We start from the raw sequence: 20,836 nt of genomic DNA on the forward strand, positions 1-20,836 counted from the left end.
CGATGAACCCGAACCTGAAGTGCAGTTGCGCCGCCCATGCCGCGATGCAGCCCGTCGCGCTCGCCGAAGCCTTGCTCGGCGTGCAGTGCGGCGACTGCCACGGCATGGTGATGGACATGGACGACTGGCGCGGCTGGAAAGCCGCCGACCCGAAGCGCGTGCCGCACGAGGTCGACGACGAGGTGATCGAGGTGTTCGACCTCGCCGCCGTGCGCCACTGCCCCGAATGCGAGCGGCTGATGCAGCGCCTGCGCGTGAGCGCCGGGCCCGACTTCCGCATCGACCGCTGCGTGGCCTGCCAGAACCTCTGGTTCGACCAGGGCGAATGGCGCGCCCTCGTGAGCCGCGGCCTGGCCGGCCGGCTCGACGAACTGTTGTCCGACGGCTGGCAGCGCCGGCTGCAGACCGAAGAGGTGCGCGAGGCGCGCCTTGCCGCGCTGCGCCGCCGCTACGGCGACGACTGCATCGACGAGCTGGACCGCATCCGCACCTGGCTCGACACCCAGCCTCACCGCGACGAATTGCTCGCACTGCTGCGCGCGGACTGACCGCGCCGATCCATGCAACCCACCGACGACACCGGCGCGCCGCCCGGCGCCCAGGCTCCCATCGATGCCACCGAAGCGCTGGTTTCCGGCAGCGGCAGCTACGACCTGCTGAAGAAGCGGCTCGAGACCCAGGGCGAAGGCCTGCTCAAGAAGACGCAGGCGCTCAACGAGCAGCGGCTCGCCGAGTTCGGCCGCTCCGACCAGGCGCTGATTCTGCGCACCCGCGCGCGCACCGAGAACAACGCCGTGGCGCGCGACATCGTGCGCATCGGCGACCTGCTGCTGTTCGGCTACAACGTCTTCATCGGCCTGCGCAAGGAAACGGCCGTGGGCGACGTGTTCGGCCTGTACCGGCTCGCGTCGCCGGGCGAGGCGGCCACCGAGAACGACGAGCTGCAGCCCGTGCCGCTGGCCGGCACTTTCCTGGAAGACACGCGCTTCGTCTCCGACTTCCGCGAGCTCTACGCCTACTACAAGCAGGCCACGCTGCTGCAGCTGCGCGTCACGCAGGACAAGCTGCTCGCTTCGTTCCAGATCGGCCAGCAGCTGAGCGACGTGCGCGTGTTCCGCTGGGCCATCGAGCGCGACGGCAGCATCCACTACGTCGACAACCGCGGCGAGCGCGACATTGCGCTGCCCGCCAGCCACGACTTCGAGTGGACCGTGGCCACGCGCGAAGACCACGTGGGCGGCAAGCACCCGCACGTGAACGTGCTCGACACCGTGTTCGTCGAGACGCTGGGCGGCGACCTCACGATCAAGATCGAGAACAACACCGAGACCGGCCTGGGCATCTACAGCGAGCCGGTGGAAGACAAGAGCCAGTCGCTCACCGACGCCGAGATTGCCTGGGCCAAGCTCGGCATGCTGATATTGCTGCGCGTGAAGCCCTACCGCGAGCAGACCACGCGCTACCTGGTGTTCAACATCCGCACGCAGCAGGTCGAGCGCATCGACGCCATCGGCGGCTCCTGCGTGCAGCTGCCTGAAGACCACGGCATCATCTTTCCCGGCGGCTACTACCTGCAGTCGGGCGAGCACAAGCGTTTCGACCTGCCGGCCGAGGTGGTCGAAAGCCTGCGCTTCAAGCGCATGCTGCGCTCGCCCAACGGCGAAGACGTGGCCTATGTGTTCTACGACCGCAAGCCGGGGCGCTATGCGCTCTTCAACTACAACCTGATCGACAAGAAGCTCGCCACGCCGATCATCGCCAACGGCTACGCGCGCTTTGCCGACGGCCGCATCCTGGTGTTCAACGGCGACAACGGCGAGCCCACGCGCGTGCACCCGATGCAGCTGTGGCAGACGCCCTTCGCCAGCGAAGAGCACGTGAGCGCGCAGCCGCCCGCCACCGGCTTCTTCGGCAAGATCGGCAATGCCGAGCTGGTGCGCGGCGTGTCCGACCTCATGGGCATCGCCCGCGCGGTGCGCGAGCAGGCGCCCACGCGCGCGGCCTACGACGACCTCATTCGCCAATGCACCCGCGTGAGCGACGCCTACTTCTGGCTCGACGCGCCCGAGGCCGCCGGCCTCATGGGCGAGCTGCGCAGCATCGCCGAGGTGGCGCGCAGCACGTTGGCCGAGTTCGAAAAGGTCGACACCATCCGCCGCGAAACCGCGCGCGCGCTGGCCCGTGCGGAAGACGAGCAGCACGCGCTGATGGTCGACATTGCCAGCACGCTCTGGCGCGCCCCCGACGATTTCGTGAAGGCGCTGGGCCGCCTGCGCGAGCGGCGCGGCGCGCTGCAGATGCTCAAGGAACTGCGCTACGCCGACCTGCCGCGCATCGCCGCCATGGACGCCGCGCTCGAGGCCGAGCAGCAGCGCATCGGCGAGCGCGCCATGCAGTTCCTGGCGGCCGACACCGCCTTCAACGGCCAGCGCCAGGCACTCGACAAGCTCGCGCTCGAACTGCCCAACCTGGCCACGTCGCCGGCGCTCGGCCAGATGCTGGCCACGCTCGACGAGCAAGCGGCTGGCCTCGACCTGCTGACCGAGCAGCTCGGCAGCCTGCCGGGCGGCGATGCGGTGATCCGCACGTCGATCCTGGACCGCATCTCGCTCATCTATGCCGACATCAACCGCATGCGCGCCGATGCGCGCATGCGGCGCAAGTCGCTGGGCGCGACCGAAGCGCGCGCCGAATTCGGCGCGCAGTTCAAGCTCTTCAGCCAGGCGGTCGAGAACGCGCTGGAGTTCGCCGACGCGCCCGAGAAGTGCGACGACGCGCTCACGCGCCTGCTGGCCCAGCTCGAAGAGATCGAAGGCCGCTTCGCCGAGCAGGAAGACTTCCTGGCCGACATCGCCGAGAAGCGCGAGACTGTGTATGAAGCACTGTCCGCGCGCCGCCAGAGCCTGGTGGAAGCGCGCCAGCGCCGCGCGCAGGGCGTGGTCGATGCGGCAGGGCGCATCCTCGACGGCATTCCGCGCCGCATCGCGCAGTTCGGCGATCTGACGCAGGTCCACAGCTACTTCGCGGCCGATCCGATGATCGGCAAGCTGCACACGCTGATCGCCGACCTGCGCACGCTGGGCGCCGCGGTGCAGGCCGACGAACTCGACACGCGCCTGAAGACCGCGCGCGACCAGGCGCTGCGCTCCATCCGCGACAAGCGCGAGCTGGTGAGCGAAGGCGGCGACACGCTGCGCCTGGGTCGCCACGCCTTCACCGTGCACCGCCAGCCGGTCGACCTGACACTCGTGGCCCGCGACGAGGGCATGGCCTACCAGGTCACGGGCACCGACTACCAGAGCCCGGTCGATGAGCCGCGGCTGCTGCCGCTGCAGCGTTACTGGAACCAGTCGCTGGTGTCCGAAACGCCCGAGTTGTCGCGCGCCGAGTACCTGGCCGGCCGGTTGCTGGAAGCCTTGCTCGACGGCAAGACCGAGCGCAGCTGGGCCGAGGTTCTCACCTTGCTGGCCGAAGACCCGCTGCACCCGCAGCTGCTCGAAATGGTCCGCCGCTTTGCCGCGGCGCGGTACCAAGAGGGCTACCAGAAGGGCATTCACGACGACGACGCGATGCGCCTGCTGGGCGCGCTCGTCGGCATGCAGGACCAGGCGGGCCTGCTCGCCTGGGGCCCGACCGAACGCGCGCTGGCCTTGCTCTACTGGCAGCACGGCCACCTGATCGCCCACCGCGAATCGATGCTGCGCCGCGCGCGCGCCGCGATGCAGATGCTGGCGCTCTTCGGCCGGCGCGATGCGCTGGAGCAGCTCGAAGCCGACATCGCACGCGCACTGAACCACTTCGCCCGCGACGTGGTGTCCGACCTGCTGCCTGTGGCCGACACCGCAAACGACGAAACACGCGACGCGCACGACGGCCGCGTGACCACGCTGTGCGACCAGGCCGCTGCGTACCTCGTGCGCGAACTGGCCAGCGAACATGGCGGCGACACCTGGGCCGTGTCCGGCGCGGGCGAAGACCTGGCGGCCGCGCTGCTGCGCGAGCTGGAGCGCGGCGGCCGGCGCGATGCCTGGCAGCACGACCTCGATGCCGCACCGCCGGCCGAACGCTGGCGCCTGGCGCGCGACTGGGTGCGCGCCTACGCGACGCACCAGGCGCCCCAATCGATCGACTGGATCGACGACGCGGCCAGCGTGCTGGCCATGCCGTTGCAGCGCACCCGCGTCAACGCGGCGCTCGACCGCACCGTCGAAGGCCTGCGCGGCGAGCATCCGCGCGTGGTCGAGGGCCGGCTCACGCTGAACCTCAACGACTTCTGGCGCCGCTTCCTGTTTCACACCCTGCACGCGGTGCCGGGCTACGAGGCGCTGCACAGCCTGCGCCACGAACTGCTCGAACGCGAGAAGGCGCGGCTCAAGCTCGGCCAGTTCCAGGCCAAGCCGCTGTCGACCTTCGTGCGGAACCAACTGATCGACGAGCTGTATCTGCCGATCATCGGCGACAACCTTGCCAAGCAGATCGGCTCGGCGGGCGAGGGCAGCCGCACCGACCGCATGGGCCTGCTGCTGCTGATCTCGCCGCCCGGCTACGGCAAGACCACGCTGATGGAGTACGTGGCCGACCGCCTCGGCCTGATCTTCGTGCGCGTCAACTGTCCGGCGCTGGGCCATGGCGTCACGGCCATCGACCCGGTCAATGCGCCCAACAGCGCGGCGCGGCAGGAGCTGGAGAAGCTCAACCTGGGCCTGGCGATGGGCAGCAACGTGATGCTGTACCTCGACGACATCCAGCACACCAGCCCCGAGTTTTTGCAGAAGTTCATCGCGCTGGCCGACGGCACGCGGCGCATAGAGGGCGTGTGGAACGGCGAGCCGCGCAGCTACGACATGCGGGGCAAGCGGTTCGCGATCGTGATGGCGGGCAACCCGTACACCGAGTCGGGCGACGTGTTCAAGATCCCGGACATGCTGGCCAACCGCGCCGACATCTACAACCTGGGCGACGTGCTCTCGGGCCGCGAAGCGGCGTTCGCGCTCTCGTACATCGAGAACAGCCTGACCTCCAACCCCACGCTGATGCCGCTGGCCTCGCGCGACCCGAAGGACGTGCAGCTGCTGGTGAAGATGGCGCAGGGCCACGACGTGCCGAGCAGCGCGCTCTCGCACGCGTACAGCTCGGTCGAGCTGGAAGAGATCAAGGCGCTGCTGCAGCGCCTGTTCCGTGCGCGCGACCTGCTGCTGAAGGTCAACCTGGCGTACATCGCATCGGCTGCGCAGCAGGAGAGCTACCGCACCGCGCCGCCGTTCAAGCTGCAGGGCAGCTACCGCAACATGACCAAGCTCGCGGGCAAGATCACGCCGCTGATGCGCGACGACGAACTCGACGCGCTGCTGCGCGACCACTACCGCGGCGAGGCCCAGACGCTGACCACCGGCGCCGAGGAAAACCTGCTGCGCCTCGCGCAACTGCTCGACAGCCCCACGCCCGAGGAAAGCGCGCGCTGGACGGCCATCTGCGACGAGTTCGTGCGCCAGCGCAAGCTTGGCGGCGCCGACGTCGACGGCAGCCAGCGCATCGCGAGCAGCATGCTCGACGTGGCGCGCGCGGTCGATGCGCTCAAGCCCGAGCCCGCGCTGCCGGTTGAAGGCCCGAGTGAAGGCCAGCGCCTGGCCGACGCCATGCTGCAGATCGCCGTGACCTACCGCGAACTGATCCTGCCGCTGGTGACCGCCACCGAGCGCCGGCTCGAACTCGACCGCTCGATCAAGCAGGACATGGAGCGCCTCGCCGCCGAGGTGCAGGCCACGCGGGCGGCGCCCAAGCGCGCGCCCCCGCCGCCGTCTCCGCCAGCCCCACCCAAAGCCGACAAGGATCACTGATGTCCGCATTGCCCGAACTGCTGGCCCAGCTCGATGCCACGATGGCCGACGCGCGCCTGAGCGACGACGAGCGCCGCGTGCTGGTCCACACCCTGCGCGAAGCCTCGCCCCCCGAAGACGGCCTGCGCCAGCTGCGCAACCGGGCCTTCGATCTCGTGCGCTCGCGCACCGCCGACCCCGAGCAGCTGTCGCTGCTCAAGTGGCTCGAAGGCGTGGTGCGCGCCATCGACACCGGCCGCTCGCCCGACAGCGTCACGGTGCGTTCGCAGGCCTACTTCAGCCCGGGCACGGCCTGCCTGCAGGCGATCAACGAGCAACTGCGAACGGCGAAGCGTGCGGTCGACCTGTGCGTGTTCACGCTCTCGGACGACCGCATCACCGCCGAGGTGCTGGCGGCGCACCGGCGCGGCGTGGCGGTGCGCTTCGTCACCGACAACGACAAGGAGTTCGACCGCGGCAGCGACGTCGGCCAGCTGCGTGCGGCCGGCATTGCGGTGGCGGTCGACCGCACCGACGCCCACATGCACCACAAGTTCGCGCTCTTCGACGGCGCGCGGCTGCTCAACGGCAGCTACAACTGGACGCGCAGCGCCTGCGAGTTCAACGAGGAGAACCTGGTGCTGAGCAACGACCCGCCGCTGGTGCGCCGCTTCGCGGACGAATTCGACACCTTGTGGAAAGAACTGCAGGCCCCCTGATGGCAAGACGAATCGACTACGACTGGGAACTGCCCGTCGCCATGCAGCAGCGGCTGGGCGGCAGCACCTACGGCGCGCAGCGCATCATCCATGAGCAGGAGCACCTGATGGTGATCCTGCACGAGCCGCCCTCGGGCACCGGCGCCGAGCGCAAGCCCGTGGTGTTCCTGCGCAAGCCCGACGGCGCGTGGCTGCACAAGGGCAACAATCCCGGCGAGCGCGCGCTCGCCAAGCTGCTCGAAAGCTACCGCGCCGCGTTCAGCACTTTCGAGATCCGCCACCAGGCCGCCGAGACCTCGGAAGACCTGTTCCAGGTCCTCGGCCCGCTGATCCCGCTCACCCGCGCCGCGCGGAACATGCAGGACACCCTGCAGGCCGCGCGCGATGCCGTGAAGGGCGACCTGATGCTCATCGACCAGCGCGACCTGGCGGTGGAAATTGCACGCGGCTTCGAGCTGCTGCTGGCCGACACGCGCATGTCGCTCGACTACCGGCTCGCGCGTGCCGCCGAGGCGCAAGCGCACTCGGCCCTCGACATGAGCCGCGCGCAGCACAAGCTCAACACCATCGCCGCGCTGACCTTTCCGCTGATGGCCATCGGCGCGGCCTTCGGCATGAACCTGCACAGCGGCGTGGAGAACCTGCCGTCGTGGGTGTACTGGCTGATCTTCGCGGCCGGCATCTGCCTGGGCGTGATGCTGCGCGGCTGGGTGAAGACGCCGGCCGCGCCGCCGGTTGTTGCCAAGCCTGCGTCCACGCTGAAGAAGAAATAGCAGAGCGCATGGCATGGCCTTCGCGTTTCGCGAAGGCCTGCTGCCATCAGAGCAATTCCGTTCATCGCCATCTGTTTCTAGAGTAGGGGCAACCCACTTGGAGACAGAGACAGACATGAACGCACTCGAAGGCCTGAAGGTGCTGGAGCTCGGCCAGCTCATCGCCGGCCCGTTCGCCGGCAAGACGCTCGCCGAGTTCGGCGCCGACGTGATCAAAGTCGAGCCCGCCGGCGTCGGCGACCCGCTGCGCAAGTGGCGGCTGCTGCGCGACGGCACCTCGGTGTGGTGGGAGGTGCAGTCGCGCAACAAGCGCTCGGTGTGCCTGGACCTGCGCAGCGCCGAAGGACAGGAGGCCGTGCGCGCCCTGGCGCTCGAGGCCGATGTGCTCATCGAGAACTTCAAGCCCGGCACGCTCGAAGGCTGGGGCCTGGGCTGGGAGCAGCTGCATGCGCTGAACCCGCGCCTGATCATGCTGCGCATCTCGGGCTACGGGCAGACCGGCCCCTACCGCGACAAGCCGGGCTTCGGCGTGCTCGGCGAATCGATGGGCGGGCTGCGGTACCTCAGCGGCGAGTCGGGCCGGGTGCCGGTGCGCGTGGGCGTCTCGCTAGGCGACACGCTGGCCGCGCTGCACGGCGTGATCGGCGTGCTCACGGCGCTGCACCACCGCACGGCCCACGGCGGCGAGGGGCAGTTCATCGACGTGGCGCTGTACGAATCGGTCTTCAACGTGATGGAAAGCCTGCTGCCCGAGTACGACGCCTTCGGTGCCGTGCGCGAGCGGGCCGGCAGCGCATTGCCGGGCATCGCGCCGACCAACGCCTACCGCTGCAACGACGGCCACTACGTGCTGGTGGCGGGCAACGGCGACAGCATCTTCCGCCGGCTGATGCGCGCCATCGACCGCGCAGACCTGGAGAACGACCCGGGCCTCGTGCACAACGACGGCCGCGTGCTGCGCGTGGAAGAGATCGACGCCGCCATCGAGGCCTGGACCTTGCAACGCAGCCGCGACGACGTGCTGGCCGTGCTCGATGCGGCCGGCGTGCCGGTCGGGCGCATCTACACGGTGGCTGACATCGCAACCGATCCGCAGTACCTGGCGCGCGAAATGATCGTCGAAGCGCGTGGCTCCGATGGCGCGCTGCTCAAGGTGCCGGGCGTGGTGCCCAAGCTCAGCGCGACACCGGGGCGCATCGCGCATGCGGCGCCGCGCCTGGGCGAACACACGGCCGATCTGAAAAGCGCGGGTTGGCCGGTGCGTGGCGCCGAAAGCGGGGCCGTATGAAAACCGGCAGCGGCACGCGGCTGCACATCAACGAAGTCGCCACGCGCGACGGCTTCCAGATGGAAAGCCGCTTCATTCCCACCGACGACAAGGTCGCGCTGATCGACCGGCTGAGCACGCTCGGCTACGCCAAGATCGAGGTGACCTCGTTCACCTCGGCCAAGGCGATTCCCGCGCTGCGCGACGGCGAAGAAGTGATGCAGCGCATTGCCCGCCGCTCGGGTGTGGTCTACACCGCGCTCGTGCCGAACGTGCGCGGCGCCGAGCGTGCGCTGGAAAGCCGCATCGACGAGTTCAACATCGTCATGTCGGTCAGCGAGACGCACAACCTCAGCAACCTGCGGATGACGCGCGAGCAGTCGTTCGCGCAGCTGGCCGACGTGATCGCGCTGGCGAAGCAGGCGAGGGTGCCGGTGAACGTGTCGCTCTCCTGCGTGTTCGGTTGCCCGATGGAAGGCGACGTGCCGCTCGAGACAGTGTTGGGCTGGATCGATCGCTTCGCTGTGTTGGACGTGCAGGGCATCACGCTGTGCGACACCACCGGCATGGCGCATCCCATGCAGGTGCAGGCCGTGTGCGAGGCCGTGCGCGCGAAGCACCCAGCGCTGCAATGGACGGCGCACTTCCACAACACGAGGGGCATGGGCCTGGCGAACACCATCGCCGCGGTCGAGGCGGGCATCGAGCGGCTCGACATGTCGCTCGGCGGTATCGGCGGTTGCCCCTACGCGCCCGGAGCCACTGGCAATGTCGCGACCGAGGACGTGGTCCACATGCTGCAATGCATGGGCTACGACACCGGCATGGATCTCGATGGGCTGATCGGCGCTGCGGCTGAACTCGAATCGCTCGTGCAGCACGAGTTGCCCAGCCAGGTCTCGCGCGCCGGTCACCGGCTCACGCGGCATGCGCCGCCGGCCGACTTCAACGAGATCGTCGAGCGCGCGCAGGCCCGCTCGGCCCAGAAGGAGAACGCATGATCGACCACCTGGATCACCTGGTGCTCACGACCGCGAACGAAGAGGCCTGCGTGCGCTTCTACGTGGAGACGATGGGCATGACGCTGGAAGTCTTCGGCGCTGGCCGCAAGGCCTTTCGCTTCGGCCAGCAGAAGATCAACTTGCATGTGGAGGGCCATGAGTTCGAGCCGAAGGCCGACGTGCCCACGCCCGGCTCACTCGACCTGTGCTTCATCGCCAGCGTGCCGCTCGAAGCCGTCATCGCGCGGCTGGGCGCGCAGGGCGTGCCGATCATCGAAGGCCCCGTGATGCGCACGGGCGCCACGTCGCGCATCCGCTCGGTCTACGTGCGCGACCCCGACCTGAATCTCATCGAGATTTCGGAGCTGGCACCCTGAGACATGCAGCCCGAAGACAGTCCACAAAAACCACCGGAGACAAATCCATGAAACCCGTTCACCGCCTGCTCGCGGTCGGCCTCGCGCTGGCTGCCACTGCCTCGCATGCCGACACCTGGCCTGCCAGACCCCTGACCTTCGTGGTGCCGACCGCGCCCGCGGGCTCCACCGACATCATGGCGCGGCTGGTCGCCGACCCGCTGCAGCGTGCGCTGGGCCAGCCAGTCGTCATCGACAACAAGCCCGGCGCCAGCGGCAACATCGGCACCGAGTTCGTGGCCCGTGCTGCACCCGACGGCTACACGCTGCTGATGCAGTACTCGGGCTACCACGTCGGCAACCCGTCGCTCTACCCGAACCTGCGCTGGAGCCCGACGAAAGACTTCGTGCCGGTGGCGATGGTGATGCGCGCGCCGCACGTGGTCGCGGTGAGCGGCAAGCTGCCGGTGACGTCGATGAAGGAACTCATCGAGTACGGCAAGAAGAAAGAGGGTGGCCTGTTCTATGCCTCGTCGGGCAACGGCTCGATCCAGCACATCGCGGGCGAGCTGCTGTCGCGCCAGACGAAGCAGCCGGCCACGCACGTGCCCTACAAGGGCTCGGGTCCGGCCATCAACGACCTGGTGGCGGGCAATGTCGACATCTTCATCACCACGCCGCCCTCGGTCATCGGCCACTTCGCGGGCGGGCGCATCAAGCCGCTGGCGTACACGGGTAGCAAGCGGCATGCGTCGATGCCCAATGTGCCAACCTCGGCCGAAGCCGGGTTGCCAGGCTACGAGGTCGAGTCGTGGTTCGCGGTGTTCGCGCCGGCGAAGACGCCGCCCGAGGTGGTGAACAAGCTCAGCGCCGAGATCAAGAAGATCGTCGAGAGCGAGGCCTTCCGCAAGAAGGTGGACGACCAGGGCGCCTTCGCGACCTACATGGACCCGGCCACGCTCGGCAAGTTCGTCGACCAGGAACTCGCGGCCTGGTCGAAGGTGATCAAGGGCGCCGACATCAAGCCGGAGTGAGCCCGGCCCGACGCGGCAATCAGCCTCAGGGCTTGACGCCCAGCACCGACAGGATCACCGCCGCGAGGCCGAGCGCCACGGGCACCTGGTGCCCGGCCAGCGCGCGGGCCTGGGCCACGGACAGCTTCGTCTGCTGAAGGAGGTTCTTTTCCGAATGAAGGGGTGTGGACATGGTGTCTGCTCCTGTGTGGGGCGAACGATGTGTTCGCGTGGGTTCCACGATAGGCCTCCCAAAGCGCGATGAAGCACGGGTTTTGTCGACACGGCGTTTCCGTTTTCGCAATGATCCGGTGGCTTTGGCGGGGAACTTCTGCTCAGAACTCAGAATAGGGTCATGCAAAGGAACGCACGCAACACACACATGACAGGTTTGAAGATGCGCCAGGCCACCCCGGCGGATGCGGTGCCCTGGACGCTCCTGTTCGACGCGGACGGCCCGCGCCCCGAGGTCGAAAAGTACCTGCTGCGCGGTGAGCAATGGTTGGCCGAACAGGCCGGCGAAGTCGTCGGGCAGATGGTGCTCATGGCCACGCGCGTCGACACCTGGGAGATCATGAACATCGCCGTGGCCGAAGCGCACAAGGGCCAGGGCATCGGCACCGCGATGCTGAAGAAGGCGAAGCTGCTCGCCACGCAACACGGCGCGCACCGACTCGAAGTCGGCACAGGCAACAGCAGCCTGCGCGAGCTGGCCTTCTATCAGCGCTTCGGCTTTCGCATCGTCGGTGTCGACGTCGACTACTTCGTGCGCCGCTGGGGCAAGGCGACCAAGCAGAACGGCATCCCGCTGCGCGACCTGGTTCGGATGGAGATGGTCCTGCCGCGCGCCGCGGGCTGATCGCCCCGCACAACGACAGCGCCGAGTGGGCACAGGACACTGGGTGCTTCCCGCAGCGAAATCAAGGAGGAGGGCGAAGCCCGGGGGACATTCGCGGAGGGAAGTACCCGGTGGCCTGTGCACGCGCCCCGAAAAGAATCACCCCGCGATCAGCTTCTGCACCAACTCCGCAGTCGTCGCCGCTGCGTACTTGCGCATCAACCGCGCCCGATGCAATTCGACCGTTCGATGGCTGATCCCAAGCGCCTTGCCGATCTCCTTGGAAGTCAGCCCGCGCATCACCTGCGCCGCCACTTCACGCTCACGCGGCGTGAGCTCGGCCTTCACGGCGCGGCGCGAGCCCAGGTCTTCAAAGGTCCAGATGCCGGCCTCGTGCGGCGCCGCGCGGTTCATCGCGTGCCCCGTGACGTGGCACCAGAAGGTCTCGCCAGCCAGCGCGCCGTGCAGCCCGCCCAGCCGCTTCATCATGCGGTTGTCGGCGTAGTGGCCGCTGGCGTTCAGAAAGGGCTCCATGCGCTTGCCGATGCGCTCGAACTCGGCCACGCTCGGGTACAGGATGCTGAACGAATGCCCGACCAGCGCAGAGGGCTCCGCGCCGAAGATCTCGCACACGCGCTGGTTGCAGGCGACGATGGTGCGGTTGCTCGACACCACCATGCCGACGGGCGCATGCTCAAAAGCCAACCGGTAATCGATCTCGGGCATCAGGTGTCACCATTACGAAATACTACGTATACGAGTAGGTAGTATCGTTGACGCCTTTCCCACCCACTCTCCACCACCCATCAAGGAGCCCGAGTGAACAAGATTTTTCCCTCCGCAGAAGCGGCACTCAAGGGGGTCGTGGCCGACGGGCAGACGCTCGCGGTCGGCGGCTTCGGCCTGTGCGGCATTCCTGAAGCGCTGATCGACGCGCTGAAGGATTCCGGCGTGCAGAACCTCACCGTCATCTCGAACAACGCGGGCGTCGATGGTTTCGGCCTCGGCAAGCTGCTCGAGACGCGCCAGATCAAGAAGATGATCGCGTCGTACGTGGGCGAGAACAAGGAGTTCGAGCGCCAGTACCTGGCCGGTGAACTGGCCCTCGAATTCACGCCCCAGGGCACGCTGGCCGAGAAGCTGCGCGCCGGCGGCGCGGGCATCCCGGCCTTCTTCACCAAGACCGGCGTGGGCACGCAAGTGGCCGAAGGCAAGGAGCTGCGCGAGTTCAACGGCGAGACCTACGTCATGGAGCACTCGCTGGTGCCCGACGTGGCGCTGGTCAAGGCCGACGTGGCCGACAAGGCCGGCAACCTGCGCTTTCGCCTCACGGCGCGCAACTTCAATCCGGCCGCCGCCATGGCCGGCAAGGTCTGCATCGTCGAGGTCGAGAAGATCGTCGAAGTGGGCGAGCTGGCCCCCGACGACATCCACCTGCCGGGCATCTACGTGCACCGCCTGGTGCTCAACGCCACGCCCGAGAAGCGCATCGAGAAGCGCACGCTGAGCGCGTCGGTTGACGCCGCCGCCGCCAAGGTCGAGGCCCAGACCGCCATCGCCCAGGCCGCAGCAACAGGCAGCGAATCGCCCGTGAAGGCCGTCAACAAGAAAGAAGGAGCCTGAGATGCCCTGGACCCAAGACCAGATGGCGGCCCGTGCCGCGCAAGAACTCGAAGACGGCTTCTACGTCAACCTCGGCATCGGCATTCCGACCCTGGTGGCCAACCACACCGGCACCAAGGAAGTGTGGCTGCAGAGCGAAAACGGCATGCTCGGCATCGGTCCGTTCCCGACCGAAGACAACGTCGACGCCGACCTCATCAACGCCGGCAAGCAGACCGTGACCACGCTGCCCGGCTCGGCCATCTTCGGCAGCCATGACAGCTTCGCGATGATCCGCGGCGGCAAGATCAACCTCTCGATCCTCGGCGCGATGCAGGTCAGCGCCAAGGGCGACCTTGCCAACTGGATGATCCCCGGCAAGATGGTCAAGGGCATGGGCGGCGCCATGGACCTCGTGGCCGGCGTGAAGCGCGTGATCGTGCTGATGGAACACGTGGCCAAGAAGAAGGACGGCACCGAAGACCTGAAGATCCTCGAGCAGTGCTCGCTGCCGCTGACCGGCGTGGGCGTGGTCGACCGCATCATCACCGACCTGGCCGTGATGGATGTCGTGCCCGAAGGCCTCAAGGTGATCGAGCTGGCGCCGGGCGTGAGCTTCGACGCGCTGCAGGCCAAGACCGGTGCGAAGCTGATCCAGTAAGCCATCGGCACAAGGTCGCGAACGCAACGACAACAAGGGCAGGGCCGCGCAAGCGGACCCTGCCTTTTTCATTTCCTCTTTCCCCTGAAGGGTTGACGCATGGCAACGAGTGAAGAAGTCCTGGCCGGTCTCTGGCAGCAGGCGGGGCTGCCCGTCGAGGCGCTGGCCTTTGCGCGGCTCACGGGCGCCGACCCGGTGCTGCCGTCGTCCTTCGCGGTCGGCCTCGCGGCGCAGGCCAGCATCGCGGCCGCGGCGCTCGCGGCCTGCGAGCTGGGGCACCGGCGCGGCGTGGCGCGGCAAAACGTGGCGGTCGACACGCTGCATGCCGCGCTCGACTGCACGGGCTGGTTCAGCATCGACGGCCGCGTGCCCGAGCTGTGGGACACCTTCTCGGGCGTGTACCGCTGCGCCGACGGGTGGGTGCGCATCCACGCCAACTTCAAGCATCACCGCGAAGGCGCGCTGCGCCTCATGAAGCTGGACCCGGCCAGCGCCACGCGCGCCGACGCCGAGGCCGCGATGGCCGGCTGGCGCGCGATCGATTTCGAATCGGCCGCCGCCGCGCAAGGCCTCGTGGCCACCGCGCTGCGCCGCTTCGACGCGTGGGACGCCTCGCCGCACGGGCAGGCAGTCGCTGCGCAGCCGCTCTTCACCATCGAGCGCATCGGCGATGCACCGCCGCGTGCGCTGCCACCGTTGCGCGGCGACCAGCGCCCGCTCGAAGGCCTGCGCGTGCTCGACCTCACGCGCATCCTCGCGGGGCCGGTCGGTGGGCGTGCGCTGGCGGCCTATGGCGCCGACGTGATGCTGGTCAATTCGCCCAACCTGCCGAACATTGAATCTATCGCCGACACCAGCCGCGGCAAGCTTTCGACACACGTGGACCTGTGCACCGACGAGGGCTGCGCCGTGCTGCGCGGCCTCGTCGCCGACGCGCATGTCTTCGTGCAGGGCTACCGCCCCGGCGGCATCGCGGCGCTGGGCTTCGGCCCCGAGGCGCTGGCGCGCGAGCGGCCGGGCATCGTCTGCGTCTCGCTCACGGCCTATGGCACGCAGGGGCCGTGGGCCGATCGGCGTGGCTTCGATTCGCTGGTGCAGACCGCCATGGGTTTCAACCATGCGGAAGGCGAGGCGGCGGGCGACGGCAAGCCACGTCCGATGCCGATGCAGATCCTCGACGAAGCCAGCGGTTATCTGATCGCCCTCGGTGCCGCTGCGGCGCTGTGGCGACAGCAGCAGGAGGGCGGCAGCTGGCATGTGCAGGTGTCGCTGGCGCAGACCGGGCAGTGGCTGCGTGGGCTGGGCCGCGTGGACGGCGGGCTGTCGATTGCGCGGGCCGGTGTCGAGCCGTATGTCGAAACCTCGGCCTCGGGCTTTGGCGAACTGACGGCGGTGCGCCACAGCGCGCAGCTGTCGCGCACGCCGGCCGCCTGGCCGCGGCCTTCGATGCCGCCGGGCAGCCATCCGCCCGTGTGGCCCGCCGCTGCCGGGGAATGAGAAACTGGGCGCATGGCCTATCTAGACATCGACAACCTCCAGAGCATTTTTTTTGATGACGAGGCGCTGCGCGCCCGTCATCTGCAGCGCCAGGCTTGCGGCGCCTTGCACCTCACGAGCGGCCGCATCGTGGCCTGCGATCCGCTGGTTCAACCCGAGCGCGAGCCTTTCACTCGCAGCGTGAACGGGCGCGGCGCGTTCCCCGTCGAGGTGCTCCAAGGCGGAGGCCGCCATGCGCTGGCCGTGCTGTGGCTGCGTGAGCGAGGCAGCCTGCAGCCGAGCGACCTGCACTGGGAGGCTGCGCTGCTCGAAGGGCAGTCGCAGGACGAGCTCGGCAGCGACGAGTTCTATGGCTACCCGGTCGATGCCGGCGTCGGCTGCTTCATGGACGCCGACGGCGCCAAGGCCATGGCCGAGCGCGAGGCGCGCGAGTCCGCCACCAACCCCGAGTACGTGAGCTACTACGACGATGTGCTCGGCGCCGACCTCGCTTCGGCCGACATCGCCGACCACTACCCGTTGGGCGAGGGCAGCGCGAACAACGTGCTGATCTTCAGCGCGGGCTGGGGCGACGGCAGCTACCCGAGCTTCTGGGCGCTCGACGCGGCGGGCGAGCCCGTGGCACTCGTGACCGACTTCATGGTCATGCAGGGCGGCGACGCGCGCGACGAAGACGACAAGCGCAGCGACGCCTACCTGGCCAGCCTTTCGCCCGAGAAGTTGGCAGCGCTCGAGGCGCTGGGCGCGGCAGCGGTCGCAGGCGATGCGGCGGCGATCCAGCCCCTGCTCGACGGCGGGCTCGCGCAGCCCAACGAGATCATTCCTTCGCTCGGCGAGACCGCGATCATGAGCGCCATCCGCATGAACCAGCTCGACGCGTTGCGCGTGGTGCTGGCGGCAGTGCAAGGCCCGCTGCCGATGCCGCCGCAGTTCTATCGCATGGACACGGAAGAGAGCTACATCGACTACGCGCGCCGGCTCAAGAAGCCGCGCGTGGACGGGCTGATCGAGCTGCTGGAAGCGGCTGCGGTGCCGGCGGCCAAACCTGGATTTCTGAAGCGCCTTTTTTCCTGAGCGCGCGAACTTGAACCGTCAATGATTCCTTGACGGTTGCTTCTTCGCTCGCGAACCGGTCATGGGGTGTTCGCCGCGCTGTCAGGCAACAGCACCTGCTGTTGCGCCGCGGCCGTCGCGCGCAGAAATTCCCACACCGTCTGCATGCGCGCCAGGTGCTTGGTCTCCGCAGGCATCGACATCCAGAAGGTCCGCGTGAAGTTCGCCGCGTCCGGCAGCACGGGCTTGAGCGCGCGGTCGTCCTGCGCGATGAACGCCGGCAACACCGCAATCCCCGCGCCCGCCGCCACCGCCCGGTGCTGCGCCAGCACGCTGGTGCTGCGCAGCGCAAAGCTGTCGGGGCGATGCAGTTCATCGAGGTACTGCAGCTCCTTGCTGAACAGCAGGTCGTCCACGTAGCTGATGAAGGTGTGGCCGCGCAGGTCTTCGCGGGTCTTGATGGGCTTGTGCGCGGCCAGGTAGTGCTTCGAGGCGTAGAGCCTCAGCGTGTAGTCGGTGAGCTTGGTGACCACCACCGGCCCGCGCGCGGGTCGTTCGAGCGAGATGACGATGTCGGCCTCGCGCCGCGACAGGTGCACCAGCCGCGGCATCGCGAGCAGGTCGATGGTGAGCTTGGGGTGTTGCACCGCGAACAGCGCGAGCTGCGGGGCCAGCACGACGGTGCCGAAGCCCTCGGTGGCGCCGATGCGCACCAGGCCCGACAGGCCTTCCTGCGAGGCCGGCGCGGTGCTCTCCACGGCCTGGAAGGCGCTCTCCATCGCCTCGACCTGCGGCTGCAGCCGGCGGCCCGCTTCGGTGAGCCGGTGGCCGCCTGATTCGCGCGAGAACAGGGGCGCGCCCACCTCCTTTTCGAGCGCCTGGATGCGTCGCGCGACGGTGGTGTGGTCGACCTCCAGCCGGCGCGCCGCGCTCATCAGCGTGCCCGAGCGGGCGAGTTCGAGAAAGTAGCGCAGGTTGTCCCAGTCCATGTGCGTCCGGCCTTGTGTGCGGTGGGATGCGGTGCTTTGCATTTTTGCAAAGCGATGACGCATATTTGTCTATTGTCATGGCAAATCTGCAAAGCTAGGATGCGGGCTGCACCGCCTCAATCCGGTACCGAATTTCACAGGATCACAGGAGACAAAACCCCATGGACGCCACCACCACCCCCTCGACGCAAGTCGCCACCGTCAAGCTGCTCATCGGCGGCAAGTTCGTCGAATCGAAGACCACCGAATGGCGCGACGTCGTCAACCCGGCCACGCAGCAGGTGCTGGCCCGCGTGCCGTTCGCCACCCAGGCTGAACTCGACGCCGCCGTGGCTTCCGCCAAGGAAGCCTTCAAGACCTGGCGCAAGACGCCGCTGGGCGCGCGCGCCCGCATCTTCCTGAAGCTGCAGCAGCTCATCCGCGAAAACATGGGCGAGCTGGCCGCGATCCTCACGGCCGAGCAGGGCAAGACGCTGCCGGACGCCGAAGGCGACGTGTTCCGCGGCCTCGAAGTGGTCGAGCACGCGTCGAACATCGGCAACCTGCAACTGGGCGAGCTGGCCAACAACGTGGCCAACGGCGTCGACACCTACACGCTGCTGCAGCCGCTGGGCGTGTGCGCCGGCATCACGCCGTTCAACTTCCCCGCCATGATCCCGCTGTGGATGTTTCCGATGGCCATCGTCACCGGCAACACCTTCGTGCTCAAGCCCTCCGAGCAAGACCCGATGGTCACGATGCGCCTGTGCGAACTGGCCCTCGAAGCCGGCGTGCCGCCGGGCGTGCTGAACGTGATTCATGGCGGTGAAGCCATCGTCAACGGGATCTGCGACCACGCCGACATCAAGGCGATCAGCTTCGTCGGCTCGACCAAGGTCGGCACGCACGTCTACAACCGCGCCACGCTGGCCGGCAAGCGCGCGCAATGCATGATGGGCGCGAAGAACCACGCCATCGTGATGCCCGACGCCAACAAGGAGCAGACGCTCAACGCATTGGCCGGCGCGAGCTTCGGCGCGGCAGGCCAGCGCTGCATGGCCGTGTCGGTCGCGGTGCTGGTGGGCGAGGCGCGCAACTGGGTGCCCGAACTGATTGCCAAGGCCAAGACGCTGAAGATCGGCGCCGGCACTGAAAAGGGCGTGGACGTGGGCCCGCTGGTGTCGTGCGCCGCCTTTGACCGCGTGAACAGCCTGATCGAACGCGGCGAAGCCGACGGCGCCAAGCTGGTGCTCGACGGCCGCAAGCCCACGGTGCCCGGCTACGAGAAAGGCAACTTCGTTGGCCCGACGATCTTCACCGGCGTGAAGCCCGGCATGACGATCTATGACCAGGAAGTGTTCGGCCCGGTGCTGTGCATTGCCGATGCCGAAACCATCGACGAAGCCATCGAGCTGATCAACAGCAACCCGAACGGCAACGGCACGGCGATCTTCACGCAGTCGGGCGCCGCGGCGCGCCGCTTCCAGGAAGACATCGACGTGGGCCAGGTCGGCATCAACGTGCCGATCCCGGTGCCGGTCCCGATGTTCTCGTTCACCGGCTCGCGCGCCTCGAAGCTCGGCGACCTGGGCCCGTACGGCAAGCAGGTCATCATGTTCTACACGCAGACCAAGACGGTCACGGCGCGCTGGTTCGACGACAGCACCGTGAGCCAGGGCGTCAATACGACGATCAGCCTCAAGTGAAGTGCGTGAGGTGCGCGCTCCGCGCTGTCGCGGCATCGGCCGTGCTGCTGCTCGCCTTCGGCGCGCAGGCGGCCGACGAAGCGAGTCCACTGGACTGCAAGCCCGACGGCAACCAGCAGCAGATGAACGCCTGCGCGGTGCGCGACTTTCGCGCCGCCGACGCAGCGCTCAACATCCGCTACGGCGAGGTGATGAAATCGCTGTCGCCGCAGCAGCGCACGGCCTTGCGCACCGAACAGCGCGCCTGGCTCAAGGGCCGAGACCCGGGGTGCAAGACCGCCGCGAAGGACAGCGAAGGCGGCTCGATCTGGCCGCTGGAGTTCTACGGCTGCCTCGAACAATCGACCCGCAAACGCACCGCCAAGCTCGATCTCTGGAAGGGTCGCTCCCAATGAATTTCGAACTGTCCGAAGAACAGAACGCCTTTGCGCAGACCGCGCGCGATTTCGCACAGGCCGAGTTCGCGCCGCACGCCGCGCAATGGGACGCGGAAGCCATCTTTCCGAAGGAAGCCATCGCCAAGGCGGGCGAACTGGGCTTCTGCGGCCTGTACGCGCCTGAGCGCATCGGCGGCCTCGGCCTGCCGCGGCTCGACTCGGCGCTGGTGTTCGAGGAAATGGCCGCGGTCGATCCCTCGACCACGGCCTTCATCACGATCCACAACATGGCGACGTGGATGCTCGGCACCTGGGCCACCGACGCGGTGGCACAGCAGTGGGGCGAAGACCTCACGAGCGGGCGCAAGCTGGCGTCGTACTGCCTGACCGAACCGGGCGCAGGCTCCGACGCGGGTTCGCTGAAGACGCGCGCCGAGCTGCAAGGTGCCGAGTACGTCATCAATGGCAACAAGGCCTTCATCTCCGGCGCCGGCTCGACCGACGTGCTGGTGCTCATGGCGCGCACGGGCGGCGCGGGTGCCAGCGGCATCTCGGCCTTCGCGGTGCCGGCCGACGCACCGGGCGTGAGCTACGGCAAGAAGGAGCACAAGATGGGCTGGAACAGCCAGCCCACGCGCACCATCAACTTCGACAACGTGCGCGTGCCCGCGCAGAACCTGCTGGGCAAGGAAGGCGAGGGCTTTCGCATCGCCATGAAGGGCCTGGACGGCGGACGCATCAACATCGCGACCTGCTCGGTGGGCGCGGCGCAGGGCGCGCTCGACGCGGCGCGCCGCTACCTGCACGAGCGCCAGCAGTTCGGCAAACCGATCGCGAGCTTCCAGGCGCTGCAGTTCAAGCTGGCCGACATGGCGACCGAGTTGGTCGCTGCGCGGCAGATGGTGCGGCTGGCCGCCAGCAAGCTCGATGCGGGCCATGTGGACGCGAGCACCTATTGCGCCATGGCCAAGCGCTTCGCGACCGATGCGGGCTTCAACGTCTGCAACGACGCGCTGCAACTGCACGGCGGCTACGGCTACCTGAGCGAGTTCCCGCTCGAGCGTCTGGTGCGCGACACGCGCGTGCACCAGATTCTTGAAGGCACCAACGAAATCATGCGCGTCATCGTTGCGCGAAAATTGCTGGAAGGCGACAGCGATATCCGCTGAACGCGCCGTGAACCCGCTTT

19 protein-coding genes are annotated in these 20,836 nt (G+C 68.0%); 16 read left to right on the top strand and 3 right to left on the bottom strand.

What is annotated here, in order from left to right; genetic code table 11:
- Window positions 1–2: 2 nt before the first annotated feature.
- The 8 genes from IG196_RS11680 (at window position 3) to IG196_RS11715 (ending at window position 10,966) form a co-directional block, all read left to right on the top strand.
- The gene (locus tag IG196_RS11680; RefSeq protein WP_192196282.1) at window positions 3–548 is read left to right on the top strand and encodes a zf-TFIIB domain-containing protein; all 546 of its coding nucleotides are present in this window, start codon (window positions 3–5) and stop codon (window positions 546–548) included.
- Between the two features lie 12 nt (window positions 549–560).
- Window positions 561–5,837 carry a DNA repair ATPase gene (locus tag IG196_RS11685; RefSeq protein WP_192196283.1) on the top strand — a complete coding sequence of 1,759 codons (5,277 nt, stop codon included), beginning with the start codon at window positions 561–563 and terminating at the stop codon, window positions 5,835–5,837.
- On the top strand, window positions 5,837–6,535 hold the full coding sequence (locus IG196_RS11690; RefSeq protein WP_192196284.1) for a phospholipase D-like domain-containing protein: 699 nt from the start codon (window positions 5,837–5,839) through the stop codon (window positions 6,533–6,535). Before IG196_RS11685 ends, IG196_RS11690 begins: the two co-directional genes overlap by 1 nt.
- Entirely contained in the window at window positions 6,535–7,308 is a 774-nt protein-coding gene (locus tag IG196_RS11695) for a hypothetical protein (protein ID WP_192196285.1), read from the top strand. Before IG196_RS11690 ends, IG196_RS11695 begins: the two co-directional genes overlap by 1 nt.
- 115 nt (window positions 7,309–7,423) lie before the next feature.
- Window positions 7,424–8,596, top strand: coding sequence for a CaiB/BaiF CoA transferase family protein (locus IG196_RS11700; protein WP_192196286.1), 1,173 nt, complete (start codon window positions 7,424–7,426; stop codon window positions 8,594–8,596).
- A complete protein-coding gene (locus IG196_RS11705; protein WP_192196287.1) occupies window positions 8,593–9,576 on the top strand; it encodes a hydroxymethylglutaryl-CoA lyase in 984 nt (327 codons plus the stop codon). The genes IG196_RS11700 and IG196_RS11705 overlap by 4 nt, the downstream gene beginning before the upstream one ends.
- Window positions 9,573–9,953 (top strand): VOC family protein, encoded by a 381-nt coding sequence (locus IG196_RS11710; RefSeq protein ID WP_192196288.1) that lies wholly within the window; start codon window positions 9,573–9,575, stop codon window positions 9,951–9,953. Before IG196_RS11705 ends, IG196_RS11710 begins: the two co-directional genes overlap by 4 nt.
- Before the next feature lie 47 nt (window positions 9,954–10,000).
- Window positions 10,001–10,966 carry a Bug family tripartite tricarboxylate transporter substrate binding protein gene (locus IG196_RS11715; RefSeq protein WP_192196289.1) on the top strand — a complete coding sequence of 322 codons (966 nt, stop codon included), beginning with the start codon at window positions 10,001–10,003 and terminating at the stop codon, window positions 10,964–10,966.
- Between the two features lie 25 nt (window positions 10,967–10,991).
- Here IG196_RS11715 and IG196_RS11720 read toward each other — a convergent pair whose 3' ends face one another.
- Window positions 10,992–11,138: a hypothetical protein gene (locus IG196_RS11720; RefSeq protein ID WP_172438277.1), complete on the bottom strand. Its 147-nt coding sequence runs from the start codon at window positions 11,136–11,138 to the stop codon at window positions 10,992–10,994.
- Between the two features lie 189 nt (window positions 11,139–11,327).
- Here IG196_RS11720 and IG196_RS11725 point away from each other — a divergent pair, with 189 nt between their 5' ends.
- On the top strand, window positions 11,328–11,804 hold the full coding sequence (locus IG196_RS11725; RefSeq protein ID WP_192196290.1) for a GNAT family N-acetyltransferase: 477 nt from the start codon (window positions 11,328–11,330) through the stop codon (window positions 11,802–11,804).
- Window positions 11,805–11,942: 138 nt separating this feature from the next.
- Here IG196_RS11725 and IG196_RS11730 read toward each other — a convergent pair whose 3' ends face one another.
- The gene (locus IG196_RS11730) at window positions 11,943–12,509 is read right to left on the bottom strand and encodes a LuxR C-terminal-related transcriptional regulator (RefSeq protein ID WP_062476432.1); all 567 of its coding nucleotides are present in this window, start codon (window positions 12,507–12,509) and stop codon (window positions 11,943–11,945) included.
- A 93-nt stretch (window positions 12,510–12,602) separates the two neighbouring features.
- On the opposite strand from IG196_RS11730, the gene IG196_RS11735 reads away from it, so the two are divergent.
- The 4 genes from IG196_RS11735 to IG196_RS11750 all read left to right on the top strand — a co-directional run bounded on the left by IG196_RS11735 (window position 12,603) and on the right by IG196_RS11750 (window position 16,617).
- A complete protein-coding gene (locus tag IG196_RS11735; protein WP_101493657.1) occupies window positions 12,603–13,406 on the top strand; it encodes a CoA transferase subunit A in 804 nt (267 codons plus the stop codon).
- A 1-nt stretch (window position 13,407) separates the two neighbouring features.
- On the top strand, window positions 13,408–14,046 hold the full coding sequence (locus IG196_RS11740) for a 3-oxoacid CoA-transferase subunit B (RefSeq protein ID WP_056573812.1): 639 nt from the start codon (window positions 13,408–13,410) through the stop codon (window positions 14,044–14,046).
- A gap of 99 nt (window positions 14,047–14,145) precedes the next feature.
- Window positions 14,146–15,543: a CoA transferase gene (locus tag IG196_RS11745; protein ID WP_192196291.1), complete on the top strand. Its 1,398-nt coding sequence runs from the start codon at window positions 14,146–14,148 to the stop codon at window positions 15,541–15,543.
- A gap of 12 nt (window positions 15,544–15,555) precedes the next feature.
- Complete coding sequence (locus IG196_RS11750) at window positions 15,556–16,617, top strand: DUF4241 domain-containing protein (protein ID WP_192196292.1); 1,062 nt, start codon at window positions 15,556–15,558, stop codon at window positions 16,615–16,617.
- Between the two features lie 59 nt (window positions 16,618–16,676).
- Here the strand turns inward: IG196_RS11750 and IG196_RS11755 are convergent, their stop codons facing one another.
- Window positions 16,677–17,585 (bottom strand): LysR family transcriptional regulator, encoded by a 909-nt coding sequence (locus IG196_RS11755; protein WP_192196293.1) that lies wholly within the window; start codon window positions 17,583–17,585, stop codon window positions 16,677–16,679.
- Window positions 17,586–17,746: 161 nt separating this feature from the next.
- Here IG196_RS11755 and IG196_RS11760 point away from each other — a divergent pair, with 161 nt between their 5' ends.
- The 3 genes from IG196_RS11760 to IG196_RS11770 are packed head-to-tail and all read left to right on the top strand — an operon-like array spanning window position 17,747 to window position 20,816.
- Window positions 17,747–19,270, top strand: coding sequence for a CoA-acylating methylmalonate-semialdehyde dehydrogenase (locus IG196_RS11760; RefSeq protein ID WP_101493652.1), 1,524 nt, complete (start codon window positions 17,747–17,749; stop codon window positions 19,268–19,270).
- 5 nt (window positions 19,271–19,275) lie between these two features.
- Window positions 19,276–19,665, top strand: a complete 390-nt coding sequence (locus IG196_RS11765; RefSeq protein ID WP_192196294.1) for a lysozyme inhibitor LprI family protein — start codon at window positions 19,276–19,278, stop codon at window positions 19,663–19,665.
- On the top strand, window positions 19,662–20,816 hold the full coding sequence (locus tag IG196_RS11770; protein ID WP_099796512.1) for an acyl-CoA dehydrogenase family protein: 1,155 nt from the start codon (window positions 19,662–19,664) through the stop codon (window positions 20,814–20,816). The genes IG196_RS11765 and IG196_RS11770 overlap by 4 nt, the downstream gene beginning before the upstream one ends.
- Window positions 20,817–20,836 lie beyond the last annotated feature (20 nt).

The organism is Variovorax sp. 38R (genome assembly GCF_014843395.1).
GTDB classification, from domain to species: domain Bacteria; phylum Pseudomonadota; class Gammaproteobacteria; order Burkholderiales; family Burkholderiaceae_C; genus Variovorax; species Variovorax paradoxus_H.